12 protein-coding genes are annotated in these 13106 nt (G+C 54.3%); 8 read left to right on the top strand and 4 right to left on the bottom strand.

Annotation, left to right across the window (positions count from 1 at the left end):
• The first annotated feature begins 1 nt into the window (after position 1).
• Complete coding sequence (gene gap / locus SIB83_RS12755; RefSeq protein ID WP_413746026.1) at positions 2-1009, top strand: type I glyceraldehyde-3-phosphate dehydrogenase; 1008 nt, start codon at positions 2-4, stop codon at positions 1007-1009.
• Positions 1010-1059: 50 nt separating this feature from the next.
• Here the strand turns inward: gap and SIB83_RS12750 are convergent, their stop codons facing one another.
• Positions 1060-2289, bottom strand: coding sequence for a HEAT repeat domain-containing protein (locus SIB83_RS12750; protein WP_413746025.1), 1230 nt, complete (start codon positions 2287-2289; stop codon positions 1060-1062).
• Positions 2290-2906: 617 nt separating this feature from the next.
• Here SIB83_RS12750 and SIB83_RS12745 point away from each other — a divergent pair.
• The gene (locus SIB83_RS12745) at positions 2907-3230 is read left to right on the top strand and encodes a Nif11-like leader peptide family natural product precursor (protein WP_413746024.1); all 324 of its coding nucleotides are present in this window, start codon (positions 2907-2909) and stop codon (positions 3228-3230) included.
• 514 nt (positions 3231-3744) lie between these two features.
• Here SIB83_RS12745 and psbA read toward each other — a convergent pair.
• Together psbA and SIB83_RS12735 are read right to left on the bottom strand one after the other, a co-directional pair.
• The gene (gene psbA, locus SIB83_RS12740; RefSeq protein ID WP_413401704.1) at positions 3745-4821 is read right to left on the bottom strand and encodes a photosystem II q(b) protein; all 1077 of its coding nucleotides are present in this window, start codon (positions 4819-4821) and stop codon (positions 3745-3747) included.
• A gap of 197 nt (positions 4822-5018) precedes the next feature.
• A complete protein-coding gene (locus SIB83_RS12735; protein WP_413746023.1) occupies positions 5019-6380 on the bottom strand; it encodes a YcjF family protein in 1362 nt (453 codons plus the stop codon).
• Between the two features lie 236 nt (positions 6381-6616).
• Between SIB83_RS12735 and SIB83_RS12730 the strand changes: the two genes are divergently transcribed.
• The 3 genes from SIB83_RS12730 to SIB83_RS12720 all read left to right on the top strand — a co-directional run bounded on the left by SIB83_RS12730 (position 6617) and on the right by SIB83_RS12720 (position 9124).
• The gene (locus SIB83_RS12730) at positions 6617-7144 is read left to right on the top strand and encodes a hypothetical protein (protein ID WP_413746022.1); all 528 of its coding nucleotides are present in this window, start codon (positions 6617-6619) and stop codon (positions 7142-7144) included.
• A 3-nt stretch (positions 7145-7147) separates the two neighbouring features.
• Positions 7148-8161 carry a tryptophan--tRNA ligase gene (trpS, locus tag SIB83_RS12725; protein WP_413746021.1) on the top strand — a complete coding sequence of 338 codons (1014 nt, stop codon included), beginning with the start codon at positions 7148-7150 and terminating at the stop codon, positions 8159-8161.
• Positions 8162-8488: 327 nt separating this feature from the next.
• The gene (locus SIB83_RS12720; RefSeq protein ID WP_413746020.1) at positions 8489-9124 is read left to right on the top strand and encodes an endolysin; all 636 of its coding nucleotides are present in this window, start codon (positions 8489-8491) and stop codon (positions 9122-9124) included.
• Between the two features lie 68 nt (positions 9125-9192).
• Here SIB83_RS12720 and SIB83_RS12715 read toward each other — a convergent pair whose 3' ends face one another.
• Positions 9193-9504, bottom strand: coding sequence for a DUF2605 domain-containing protein (locus SIB83_RS12715; protein ID WP_413401694.1), 312 nt, complete (start codon positions 9502-9504; stop codon positions 9193-9195).
• Between the two features lie 107 nt (positions 9505-9611).
• Between SIB83_RS12715 and thrS the strand changes: the two genes are divergently transcribed.
• The 3 genes from thrS (at position 9612) to SIB83_RS12700 (ending at position 13100) form a co-directional block, all read left to right on the top strand.
• Positions 9612-11549: a threonine--tRNA ligase gene (thrS, locus tag SIB83_RS12710; RefSeq protein ID WP_413746019.1), complete on the top strand. Its 1938-nt coding sequence runs from the start codon at positions 9612-9614 to the stop codon at positions 11547-11549.
• Positions 11546-11932, top strand: a complete 387-nt coding sequence (locus SIB83_RS12705; protein WP_413746018.1) for a DUF1824 family protein — start codon at positions 11546-11548, stop codon at positions 11930-11932. Before thrS ends, SIB83_RS12705 begins: the two co-directional genes overlap by 4 nt.
• Positions 11933-12023: 91 nt before the next feature.
• Positions 12024-13100, top strand: a complete 1077-nt coding sequence (locus SIB83_RS12700; RefSeq protein ID WP_413746017.1) for a glucokinase — start codon at positions 12024-12026, stop codon at positions 13098-13100.
• Positions 13101-13106: the final 6 nt, after the last annotated feature.

Genomic DNA, 13106 nt, shown 5'->3' with positions numbered 1-13106 from the left:
CATGTCCATCCGTATCGGCATCAATGGCTTCGGACGCATCGGTCGTCTCGCCTTCCGACAGGCCATGGCCTGTCCCGATGTGGAGGTGGTTGCCATCAACGACCTGATCGACCTCGACTACCTGGCCTACCTGCTGCGTTACGACTCAACACATCGCCGTTTTCCAGGTGAAATCAAGGTCGTGGATGGGCACCTGATGGTGAATGACAGTCACATCCGCGTCACGGCCGAACGTGACCCCCGTCAGCTGCGCTGGGGGGAGGTTGGAGCTGACTACGTGCTTGAAAGCACTGGCTTCTTTCTGACCAACGACACCGCCCGCCAACATCTTGAAGCCGGCGCCAAACGTGTGGTGATGAGCGCTCCCTCCAAGGACGACACCCCGATGTTCGTCATGGGAGTGAATCACAACTCCTATGCAGGAGAAGACATCGTTTCCAATGCCAGCTGCACCACCAACTGTCTGGCGCCACTCGCCAAGGTGGTCAACGACCACTACGGAATCGTCAGCGGCTTGATGACCACAGTGCATGCCACCACGGCAACCCAGAAGCCGGTGGACAGCCCTTCACTGAAGGACTGGCGGGGTGGACGGGGAGCTGGCCAGAGCATCATTCCCAGCTCAACGGGTGCAGCAAGAGCGGTTGGGCGTGTGATTCCGGAGCTGAATGGAAAACTCACAGGAATGGCCTTCCGTGTACCGACTCCCGATGTCTCCGTCGTCGACCTGACCGTGAATCTGGCCAGACCAGCCAGTTACGAAGACATCAAGACAACCATGAAGGAAGCCTCTCAAAATGGTCTTTCCGGAATCCTCGGTTACACCGAAGATCCGATCGTCTCCAATGATCTTCTGGGTGAAAGCTGTACCTCAGTGTTTGATGCCGGAGCCGGCATGGCACTCAATGATCAATTCATGAAACTGGTGGCCTGGTACGACAATGAATGGGCTTACAGCTGCAAATGCATTGACCTGATGCAGCACATGGCCAAGCATTCAGCCAGGTGAATCACATCGAATCATTTGGACAAAGCTACTCGTCAAATAACGAGCGGGTATTAAGCAGTGGCAGATTGCTTTTGACAATTCAACAGATGAGCCAAGGATTGTTGACAAGTCCAACGAAGTGGAGCCCAAGCAGCAGTAGTGGAGAGTTCTTCCAGTAATTCCACCTGATCGAAAAGCTGCAAGTCAGCACAAGCCCAGGCAGCTGCAATTCGCGATTTTGTGTATTGCGGGGTTGTCTCCGCGAGAGCCGACCTAATCAAATCTTCTTTTTCCTGTAGTTTGCGCAAACCAACGATGCAAGTCAGATAATAGTGCGTTACATAATCTGACCACAGTCTTTCCTGCATGCTGTCAATCAGCTTCAAACACTCATCACGCTCAATTCTCATCAAGCTTGCTGCAGCACCATACTGCTTAGCCTCGTCACGATGACTGAGATTTTGTTCGATCTCATCCGGTTCATCACCACATTGCCACTCACTTTTGATGTCCAACAACAGAGGGTTGTCTCGCAAAAGTTGTTTCAACAAAATCTGATTCTGCGGATCAGATGCTGAATGATTGACTTCAACAATCTGGAAGAAACTTTTAGCCCTCAATGACATCGAGACTGGAGCTCGAATCAGATCCGGGAGAAGGTCCTCATCTCCTGAGTCTCCGATGTCAATGACGGCAGAGCGCCGCTTGCCAGCAACAAGATCAGTGAGACATGCCACCAACGGCTTCATCTGATTGAATTCGCCGTATAGCGATGCCATACATGCCCTGGCAGCACCGGAGATCAAGAGACTTTCGTGATCACATAAGCTGCCAATTCGTTTCTTAGAGCGAATACTTTTTATGCGAAGCCTTGTGAACAACTGAATAACTGCACGTGCCTGCGTGACCTCTCCATCGAGCAGATTCAGAAGATGGCTTTCTTCTACTTCACTTGGCGACCAGCCAATTCTGATCAATGCCGACAAGGCATTAATCACTGCCTCGGTATCTGAGCACTTCAGGACATCAACTAACGCAGGAATAGCCCTGATGTCTTTTCTTCTTCCCAGCGCCTCGACAGCCTTGCGACGCGTGATTCTGTCAAATAATTCTTCGATTTTGAGATCGCTCGTCGCCCTGATCAAGGCATCCAGAGTTTCATCACAATCACAAAGGCCTAATCGGGTGGCTGCAAAGTAGCGGTCAGAAGGCCTTTCGACAGAATCGGTTCTAGCAAACAATAATTGAAGCGCATCAGACTTTGATATTCCCTGAACTAAAACATCAAAACGCTCTGCCATACCCCTGCTTACTTCAACAAAGAATATCAAACTATCGTCAAACCAAGGGGAATCCAGGCCATCAAGAAAATGCGTTACAGTTTTTAATTACATTTTTCTGGCAATCAAGCAACCTAAAACAATGACAATGAAAGCCATCGCGCTTTCAATAAAAACTCACCCGAGCAGGAAACATGAACTTCTGAAAGCTTCTATCTATCGGGACACATCAAAGCGATACTCGAACAAGTCATTCAAACCTACTTGGAGCGGTGATCAATTAATTCAATGAGATGAGCATCATGCTTGTTGCAGAAGTCTGAAACACACTCACGCAAAATGTGCCCGATAGAAACGCCTTCGATATAACAAAGAAGCTTTAGTTTCTTATGGAGATCATCGCTGAGCTCAAATGTGACTCTTTTCATCTGAAACGATTTGCCTGGCAAGCGTGCGAAAAAAGAAGATTCTTATCACATACATCCTAGATCTTTTAATAAAAAATGGATACAAAAGACAGCACAGTTCACAAAGCTCAATAGCGACTACGCATGTTGCAAGCAAATATTGCAATCACAAGCGTGATGGCATTGAGAGAATCTCAAAGCAGTAAATTGAATAAAACATCCAGGAGCCCAATGTCTAAGGCTGCGCTGCATGCTTTTATTGACAGAGCTAGAGAGGATCAGGCATTTCGGGAGCAGTTGGCCGATCTTGGACCCCAACAAATCATTGATTATGCTGCTCGTAACGGTTTCATGTTCTCCGATGAGATCAAAGGCCGATTCATCAATCGATGTGCTGGTGTTTATTTCTGCCCCCAGGCGATTGAGGTTGGAACTCTTTGCCCCAAATTGGTTCCAGAAGGTTACAAGAATCTGATTCATTACGCTCAATCAACCTGCAGCTCTTCTGAGCTCAAAGAAGAAGAGCACGATTTCAGGTCAGGGCAAAAGTACTAAAGCAATTCAAAAGATTCAAACAGATCAGATACTTTGTTGGCTTTATTTTGATAACCGAAGTTACTTTAAACGCAGGCTTAAGCGCTGCCAGACAACAATCAAATTGCAACTGTCTCGAGCTTAATACTCTTGCTTATTACTCAATTTGCTTGCAGCTAAATACACCAGAGTCGGCGTCGCCGAATCCAAAAGACTTCGAATTTCAATCCAGTTGAATCAAAATATTTTTCTAATTTAAATATTCGTCAACACAACAACCAGCACACATGTATCTTCGAGCAGCAACCATTCTGAGGATTAATCCCTGATCTTTTCATCAGGTCAAAATCATCTGTTGTTGACTTCTCGTGGCAGCAATGGCCAACTTCTGAGCGACCAATGGTCCAACAATTCTTTGATCAAACAGCTGGCTGATCGAACAGCTCGTCAATCAACCAGCCAGCCATCAAAAAGCCCCCTCGTGAGAAGGGGCTTTCCGATTCAGCTAAAGCTGAATCTCTTGGAGACTTCAGCCTCAGCCGATGGCGGGAGCCTGCAGAGCCACAGGAGTGGACTCGACAGCAGCCAGGTCGAGGGGGAAGTTGTGAGCGTTGCGCTCGTGCATGACTTCCATGCCGAGGTTGGCGCGGTTCAGCACATCAGCCCAGGTGTTCAGGACACGGCCCTGACTGTCAAGGATGGACTGGTTGAAGTTGAAACCATTCAGGTTGAACGCCATGGTGCTGATGCCCATGGAAGTGAACCAGATGCCGACAACGGGCCAGGCAGCCAGGAAGAAGTGCAGGCTGCGGCTGTTGTTGAACGATGCGTATTGGAAGATCAGGCGGCCGAAGTAACCGTGGGCGGCCACGATGTTGTAGGTCTCTTCCTCCTGACCGAACTTGTAGCCGTAGTTGAGTGAATCATTCTCGGTGGTCTCGCGAACCAGGGAGGAGGTCACCAGTGAACCGTGCATGGCGGAGAACAGTGCGCCACCGAAGACGCCTGCCACACCAAGCATGTGGAAGGGGTGCATCAGGATGTTGTGCTCGGCCTGGAACACCAGCATGAAATTGAAGGTGCCGGAGATGCCCAGGGGCATACCGTCAGAGAAGGAACCCTGACCGAAGGGGTACACCAGGAAGACAGCGAAGGCTGCAGACAGTGGAGCGCTGTAGGCAACGCAGATCCAGGGGCGCATGCCAAGGCGGTAGGACAGTTCCCACTGACGCCCCATGTAGGCGGAGATGCCGATCAGGAAGTGGAAGACCACCAGCTGATAGGGACCGCCGTTGTACAGCCACTCGTCGAGAGAGGCAGCTTCCCAGATGGGATAGAAGTGAAGGCCGATGGCGTTCGAAGAAGGCACAACAGCACCGGAGATGATGTTGTTGCCGTAGATCAGGGAGCCGGCGACGGGCTCACGGATGCCGTCAATGTCAACCGCGGGAGCGGCGATGAAGGCGATGATGAAGCAGACGGTGGCTGCGAGCAGGCAGGGAATCATCAGCACACCGAACCAACCCACATAAATGCGGTTGTTGGTGTCGGTGACCCACTGACAGAAATTTTCCCAGCTGCCGCGGCGTCCGCTGCGGATTGCAGTAGCCATGAAAGGAAAGAGAACGGAGATGAATCAGCCTTCCAATCGGTCGGCAAAGATTCGTTTCAAGGCTATGGAAATGTCGACTTTTGACCTCTTATTCACATCATTCGAGTCAACTCGCAGCATTGATTCATGACGACTTCATGAACACTTCATGAAGAAAGATGAAGCGGAAGGGCGTGCGTCAGCTGATCTCAGCCCAATCATGCGGGTGTGCAACTGTTGCGGTCCTGAATCCATTCACGGGCCTGCTGAGCAAACCCGGGGAGGTTAAGTCGCTCCTGCTCCGCAGCACGCGCCACCAGCAATGGAGCCTGTCGCTTGAGCTCCTCCAGATCGGGCTCAGCGACGCCGGCATTCAGAGCCATCCAGTCGGCCATGGAAACGCCCACCACGCGGGTGAGATAGGCAGCACTCAACCCCTGCATGGCACCTGCGGCGATCCAGCTGGCCCCATCAAGCTTGGCCAGTCCAAGCAGGGCCTGGCCGCTCAACTCCACAACACCCTGAGCCAGGGCGGCACTGCCCAGTTGCCTGGCCACCACCTGCAGCACCTCGGCACTCCAGGAACATCCCCAGATCGTGGCCATCTCCTTCACCATCAGACCATTGCCCACTGCAACCGCCAACAGATCAACAGAGGGAACCGGTGATGCAATCACAACCCCAGCCACAATCCACTGACTGCGCTGCAGCAACAGGCGGAATCTCTCCCTTCGCAGCGTTTCAAGCTCGGCTTGCCAACGCCGGTGAAGGCTGCTGAGCAGACGTTGACGCGTGCCCTGTCGCACCCGCTGCGAACGCATCAGCTGTTGCCGGACCGGCTGGAGCACACCACGCAGCTCCAGAGCTTCACCGGACCAGGGAAGCAGGAACTGATGCCAGCGCTCCGGCAATTGACAGCACAAAGCCTCGAGATGGTCCTCGGCCGAAAGATCTGATGAGGACCGCAGCAGCAGCCAGACCGGACGATCCGCAGGCAGCTGATCCAACCAGAGCAGATCTGCAGCACGCAGAGGCAGGCTCAGCACGTGCATCAACACATCAAGCTCCTGCAGATCATCAGGCCAGCTCCAGGACCTGGAGGTCACCGGCAGCGGGTTGGCGAGACAGAGATCAAGCGAGCTCACCCCCGCCAACGCTTGCTGCAGATGAACAGTGGAGGGCAAACCTGATCCCTCGGTCGCCACAACACCAAGACTGAGCGGCGCATCAAAGTCTTCGATTCGCCGCAGCTCCTTTTCCCGCGGAGTGCGCAAACCCTGCAGTCCCAGCTCCGCCTCAAGCTCCTCGAACTGACTCAGCACCTCCTCACAGCGCTGGATCCAGCCTTTCAGGGATGCCGGTTCGCGAAAGCTGGGTTGCTTCACAGGCCTGGCCAACCACCAAAGGCCTGCTGCTGCTGCAACACCCAGTCCTCCTCCCGGGATATGCATCACATCCGACAACAGCCACTGACCGGTTCCGATCACACCGACAGACAGCAGTGCTCGCCTGATCAAACCCGACGTCATGGTTCCATCACCCTTCGACAGGGAGGGGATCAACTGGACCGGGAACTGCACTGGGAAACTTCAGATCTGGCCTTCTTAGCTCACCTCCATTGATACAGCCCGGAGAATCCTCAGCCTGCAATCGATCAACAAGTCAGTTCTGTCTGGCCGCTTTAACAGGCAGGTGGGTGCAGTGAGCAGCCGATATCGAACGCAGGCGATCGGAGCAAAGCTGTTTGCAACCGTTCAGGTCACTGTCAGAAGGGCGGTGATGCGTCACACTTGCGCCTGACTCCAGGCCCCAGGCCATGACTGATTCCTACAGCGATTCCCGCCATCAGGGCGGACAGGGTGACAACGGCCGCGACGGCGGTCGTGGAGGCCGCGGAGGACGCGGCCAGGGCAAACGTGAGGGCGGTGGCTTCAGAATCAGACTCAGCGACAACGAGATGCGCTCTGCACGAGCTCTTCAGGAGGCCCTGAATCTCCGCTCAACCGTGGCCGTGCTCGGCTTCGCCGTGCGCACGCTCGGCCAGATGCTTGAAGAGGGGAAGCTGGAGGAACTGGTGGCTGCGCAACGCGCCCAGGGCAATCAGAACAACCGTGGAGGTGGTCGGCGCGATGATGGCCGTGGAGGGCGCCGAGACGGCCGTGGCGAGGGTGGTCGCGGATCAAGGCCGGACCCCTTCGCTCGCCCTGCGAAGCCCCAGCCTCCCGCTCCGGAACCCGAGCCTGAAGAGACCGCCGAAACAGCAGCAGCTGCGGAAGCGGAAGCAACTCCTGAACAACCGGCAGGAGACGACAGTGCAAACCAGGACAGCTCTGCAGAGGCCTGATTGATGGGGCTGCCGCGTGTTCTTTCGGGTGTCCAGCCAACGGGCGCCCTTCATCTGGGCAACTGGCTGGGAGCGATCCGGAACTGGGTTGATCTGCAGAAGGATCACGACACCTTTTTCTGTGTTGTGGACCTGCATGCCATCACGGTTCCCCATGATCCCGATCGACTGGCCCGGGACACCCTCAGCACCGCAGCGCTGTACCTGGCCTGCGGACTGGATCCTGAGCGTTCAACAGTTTTCGTTCAGAGCCAGGTGGTTGCCCACAGCGAGCTCTGCTGGCTGTTGAACTGCGTCACCCCTCTGAACTGGCTGGAGCGCATGATCCAGTTCAAGGAGAAGGCGGTGAAGCAAGGAGACAACGTTTCCGTCGGCCTGCTCGACTACCCCGTGCTGATGGCGGCCGACATCCTTTTATATGACGCCGACCTGGTTCCTGTGGGTGAAGACCAGAAGCAACACCTGGAACTGGCCCGCGACATCGCTCAGCAGCGCATCAATGCACGCTTCGGCAACGCTGAGACCTCCGTGCTCAAGGTTCCAAAACCATTGATCCTCAAAGAGGGTGCAAGGGTGATGAGCCTCACGGATGGCCGCAGCAAGATGAGCAAAAGCGATCCCAATGAAGGAAGCCGCATCACCCTGCTGGATCCACCGGAGCTGATTGCCAAGAAGATCAAACGGGCCAAGACAGACCCTGAGCGTGGCCTTGAATTTGACAATGCCGATCGTCCTGAAACCGACAACCTGCTCGGGCTCTACGCCATTCTCAGCGGCAAGGGTCGCGATGCTGTGGCCCGCGAATGCTCCGAAATGGGCTGGGGCCAGTTCAAACCCCTGCTGGCGGAAGCCACCATTGCCGCTCTCGAACCGATTCAGGAGCGTTACCGCCTGCTGATGGATGACCGTGCTCAGCTGGAGATGGTCCTCCAGCAGGGACGCCAGCGCGCGAGCTCTGTCGCGGACTCCACAGTGAGACGAACACGGGAAGCGATGGGATTTCTCGGCGCCAGCTGATTAATCCTGGACAAATCGAAAAGATTCGCTAATACTTCCAGCCCGATGAGGGCCTCCGCCGCATCAAAGAGCACCGAGGCCAGGGGTTGCGCGCCATCAGGCCGGTCTCGCGAGTCCAGTGCCGAGATCTGCCTGAGCTTTTCTGCTTAGGCATATCGACTGCAAGGCGTCAAGGGAGAGCTGGAGGCCCTCGCCATCAAGCCATGCCATTGACGAGGGTGGCGACTCCTTTGTTTGGAGTTTTTTCGCTTGCTGCATCAATTCACCCAACAGATTCACCCCATTGCGAAGGCCGCACCAAAACTCATTGGTCTCGGCGCCCTCGGCATGGGACTGACGCTGTCCCTGGGTCAGAGCCTGCAGGCGGAACGCTCCAGCGAACGCAATCATCAGAACCGGATGGTTGCCCAGGCTCTGAAGCCACACCGTTCCACAAACACCACGACTGAAAGCATCAGCTCAGCTGCTGCCTCCGGCCAGCGGACAGCGCACTATGCGATCACTCCTGAACGCCGCGCCCTTCTGAATACCATTCGCTACGCCGAAGGCACCTGGAAAGACGGCAAGGATCTCGGCTACCGCATTCTTTATGGAGGAGGTCAGTTTCAGGACCTCTCCCGCCATCCCGAACGTGTGGTCGTGAAGCGCTACACGAGCGCTGCAGCAGGGGCTTATCAGTTCCTGCCAACCACCTGGCAGGAAGTCGCCCACAGGCTCCAGCTGCCCAGCTTCGATCCTGAGCATCAGGACCAGGCAGCGCTGCATCTGGTCAAGAAGCGTGGAGCCTTGCAGGAGATTGATCGCAATGGCCTGACCAAAGCCGCCATGAACCGGCTTGCACCGGAATGGGCCTCCTTCCCAACCCATGCCGGCCGGAGCGCCTATGGACAACCTGTGAAAAGCCACGACGAACTTGTGGCCTTCTACACCACCAACCTGAGTGAGCTTCGCCAGGGCGCCTGAGGGCATGCCTGGTGATCAGGCTTGAGAACCGACTCATCAACAGCAATCAGTCCCCATCAACAGCGGGCTCATCCGGTGGAGCGCGAAACCCTGGCGGAAAGAGCCCAGACCTCCATGACCAGCTGATGCCAGGGAGCCATCGCCTTCATCGATATGGCAACCGGTTCAGATGATGCCTGCAACAGAGAACGGGTTGCAGCGATCGATCGCTTTCCATCAGCAAGACGTTCGGCCAGAGCGACGCGATCGTCAGACGAAAGAACATCGTCAGGACATTGCTCGAGTATGACCTGTCCTCTGGTGAACCAGTGGTCGAAATCTGTCAGCAGCGAAGCAAGGAGTGACCCCAGCAGGTCACCAGCTTCAGCATCAGAGGTCAAGTTGGACGGATTTGGTTCTTTTGAGAGCGTACCTCCACCAATAAGATGACTGCGGCTTGCCGGCTAGTGCAGCGGCCATCAGATCAGATCTCAGGACTCACGCATCCATGCCAGTCGTCACCCTTCCAAACGGAACCACCAAAAGTTTCGAGGGGCCTGTCACCATCGCAGACGTTGCGGCATCAATCGGCCCGGGACTGGCCAAGGCAGCTGTTGCAGGAGTGGTTGATGGTGAATCACTGGACATGGCAATGCCGATCGAAAAAGACGCTGACCTGCGCCTTTTAACAGCAAAAGATGCTGAAGGAATTGACATTATCAGGCACTCTTTTGCTCACCTGGTTGGGCATGCAGTGAAACAGCTTTATCCTAATGCCCAGATGGCAATCGGTCCTGTCATCAAGGACGGGTTTTATTACGATATTGCCTATGAAAAACCTTTCACTCCTGAAGACTTAGAAGCAATAGAACAGCGAATGAAAGAGCTGATTGCCAAAGACTATGAAGTCAATGTGGAGGTGGTGAACCGCAATCAGGCAAAACAAGCATTTGAATCCAGAGAAGAGCCTTACAAGCTGGAAATCGTTGAAGAGATTCCTGATGGAGAAACCATAAAGCTTTATCACCATGAGGAATACACAGACATGTGTCGCGGACCACACGTACCCAACACAAGACATTTACGACATTTCAAGTTAATGAAAGTGTCTGGCGCCTACTGGAGAGGCGACTCCAACAACCAGATGCTTCAAAGGATCTACGGAACTGCCTGGGGAACGGAGAAAGAGCTCAAATCCCACCTGAAGCAACTCGAAGAAGCTGAGAAAAGAGATCACCGTCGCCTCGGCAAACAACTCTCACTGTTTCACATCCAGGACAACGCACCTGGCATGGTGTTTTGGCATCCCCCGGGATGGGCTATCTATCAAAAACTACAACAGTATATACGAAGAAGACTGCGAGAATCGGGCTACCAGGAGATCAGCACCCCTCAGATCGTTGATAGAACACTTTGGGAAAAATCAGGACATTGGGACAAATTCAAGGAGGACATGTTTACAACTTCATCGGAGAACAGAGATTACGCGGTGAAGCCGATGAATTGCCCGTGCCATGTACAGATCTTCAATCAGGGCCTACGCAGTTACAAAGATTTGCCAGTCAGACTCTCCGAGTTTGGCTCATGTCACCGAAATGAGCCATCTGGAACACTTCATGGCTTGATGCGAGTCAGAAACTTTGTTCAGGATGACGGACATATCTTCTGTTCAGAAGATCAAGTTCAGTCAGAAGTATCGAAATTCATCGACCTTGTTTTTGATGTCTACAAAACACTTGGTTTTGACACAATTTCCATCAAGCTGTCAACACGTCCCGATAAAAGAGTTGGCAGCGATGAAGTCTGGGATAAATCTGAAAAGGCACTTCAGGATGCTCTAGAGAACAAAAATCTTGAGTGGGAGCTCTACCCAGGGGAAGGAGCATTCTATGGTCCCAAAATTGAATTCTCTCTGGAGGACTGCCTGGGAAGAGTGTGGCAGTGCGGAACCATTCAGGTTGATTTTTCGATGCCAGATCGACTCGACGCCAGTTTCATCGGGGAAGACGGGTCACGACATACACCGGTGATGCTCCACAGAGCGGTCCTAGGTAGTTTTGAGCGCTTCATTGGGATCCTGATTGAAAATTACGCCGGTGAGTTTCCCTTCTGGCTTGCTCCAGAACAGGTCAGAATCCTTCCGGTGAGTGATGAAGCAAGAAACTTCTCTGAAAGCATTCAGACAAAGCTACTGAATCAAGGCATATCAGCCACTGTTGATGAATCAGGCGAGCGCCTCGGCAAATTGATCCGCAATGGCGAAAAAGCCAAAATCCCAGTGCTGGCAGTGATTGGAGCCAAAGAGGTTGAAAACAACACCGTCAGTCTCAGAAGCAGAAAGAATGGGGATCTTGGAGAACTACCTGTCAACGAGCTGATCGATTATTGCAATCAAGCCAACACCAGCAAATCTGAGGAGACTCTCGCCGCAACAGCGCATTCATGAGACTGAGTGACCTGAACCGATTGAGAACTGCACCATGTCTCAGTGCAAGCGAAAAAAATCTGATCATCTCTGAACTTCAGGCGCAGATGACCCTGTATCGATGGTTCACCGCGGGGATCATGGCTTGCAGCGCAGATCAGGCTGTTCAGTCGCTGCGCCAGCTGGAGCAGCACCTGGCCTGGCCGACTCATCAATTGATGACGGATACCGAGGTTTCCGGTCCGGTTTATCTCAAAGCCAATCAACAGACTTTGAGCGCCAGATTGCGCATTGAACACGGCTTGGGGGAAGGAATCCTGATCAGTGGTCACGGCAATGACAACACTGAGCCGAGTGCCACCTGGGGGCCTCTCCCACTGGATCTGTTTGAACCCACTGCCTGACCTTCCGTCATCCTTTCGCGCGGCAGATCCAATTGGTTGCCGGGTGACGCAGCCAGCTCCAGCCTGAAAGCAGCAGCCCTGAGCAGCATCCATGGCAGCCAAGACCTTCCTGGCAGGCGATCTTGGAGGCACAAAAACACTTCTGTGCGTTTACGCAGAGATCGACGGGCAGCTGAGGAAACAGCACAACCACCGCTACAGATCAGCGGACTGGCCAAACCTCGAGTCGATGCTCAGCCATTTTCTTGAGCAAACGCCTGCGGAGCTGGCGAAACCGGCCGGCAGCTGCATCGCCGTGGCAGGTCCTGTACATCAGGGCAGCGCAAGGCTCACAAACCTGCCCTGGCGGACGAGTCAGTCATCGTTATCAGCAGCAACGGGATTGCAACACCTTGAGCTGGTCAATGACTTCGCTGTTTTGATCCATGGTCTTCCCCATTTCAGCAACGAGCAGCAGGTGGTTCTGCAGACAGGCCGTGACCGATCCAGACCGGCACCTGCTGGAGTGGAGGACGGTCCGGTGGCCATTCTCGGTGCAGGAACCGGCCTTGGCATGGCGCGCGGACTGCCCGCAGCCAGTGGATGGCTTGCCATTCCGAGCGAAGGCGGTCACAGGGAATTCGCACCGCGAACCGATGCGGAATGGGAACTGACGCAATGGCTGAAACAGGATCTCGGACTGCAACGGTTGTCCATCGAGCGCATTGTCAGCGGCACAGGACTCGGACATGTCATGAACTGGTTGCTCAACCGTCAGACGGGACTTGCGCATGGTTTGCGTGATCACGCCCATGCATGGCGCACCATCCCAGCCGGTCAACCCGGTTACGTGGATCTCCCGTCCTTCACCGGCAAAGCTGCCGCGGACGGTGACCCTCTGGCAAGTGAAGCACTCAATCTCTGGCTCGGAGCCTATGGATCGGTCGCCGGCGATCTGGCACTGCAGGAACTCTGTATCGGAGGGCTGTGGATCGGAGGGGGAACCGCCCCCAAGAACCTGGATGGCCTCAGCTCCGAGCAGTTTCTGGAGCCGTTGCGTTCCAAAGGGCGGTTTCGTTCCCTGATCGAAGGATTGACGATCCGTGCGGTCATTGATCCCGAAGCGGGATTGTTTAGTGCTGCCTGCCGGGCACGTGATCTCGAGGAGTCGGGTGGGACACTGGCCTGAGTAGAG

This window comes from Synechococcus sp. MIT S9507, assembly GCF_047304715.1.
GTDB lineage: Bacteria > Cyanobacteriota > Cyanobacteriia > PCC-6307 > Cyanobiaceae > Synechococcus_C.
The sequence above is the reverse complement of the archived record's forward strand: the minus strand, read 5'-3'. Positions and strand labels throughout refer to the sequence as shown.

Excerpts from the sequence above, each read along its gene's own strand:
- SIB83_RS12720 (WP_413746020.1), top strand. The coding sequence starts at position 8,489 with ATGGGACTGACGCTGTCCCTGGGTCAGAGCCTGCAGGCGGAACGCTCC.
- SIB83_RS12730 (WP_413746022.1), top strand. The coding sequence starts at position 6,617 with ATGACTGATTCCTACAGCGATTCCCGCCATCAGGGCGGACAGGGTGAC.
- psbA (WP_413401704.1), bottom strand. The coding sequence starts at position 4,821 with ATGGCTACTGCAATCCGCAGCGGACGCCGCGGCAGCTGGGAAAATTTC.
- SIB83_RS12745 (WP_413746024.1), top strand. The coding sequence starts at position 2,907 with ATGTCTAAGGCTGCGCTGCATGCTTTTATTGACAGAGCTAGAGAGGAT.
- trpS (WP_413746021.1), top strand. The coding sequence starts at position 7,148 with ATGGGGCTGCCGCGTGTTCTTTCGGGTGTCCAGCCAACGGGCGCCCTT.
- SIB83_RS12705 (WP_413746018.1), top strand. The coding sequence starts at position 11,546 with ATGAGACTGAGTGACCTGAACCGATTGAGAACTGCACCATGTCTCAGT.
- SIB83_RS12750 (WP_413746025.1), bottom strand. The coding sequence starts at position 2,289 with ATGGCAGAGCGTTTTGATGTTTTAGTTCAGGGAATATCAAAGTCTGAT.
- gap (WP_413746026.1), top strand. The coding sequence starts at position 2 with ATGTCCATCCGTATCGGCATCAATGGCTTCGGACGCATCGGTCGTCTC.
- SIB83_RS12700 (WP_413746017.1), top strand. The coding sequence starts at position 12,024 with ATGGCAGCCAAGACCTTCCTGGCAGGCGATCTTGGAGGCACAAAAACA.
- thrS (WP_413746019.1), top strand. The coding sequence starts at position 9,612 with ATGCCAGTCGTCACCCTTCCAAACGGAACCACCAAAAGTTTCGAGGGG.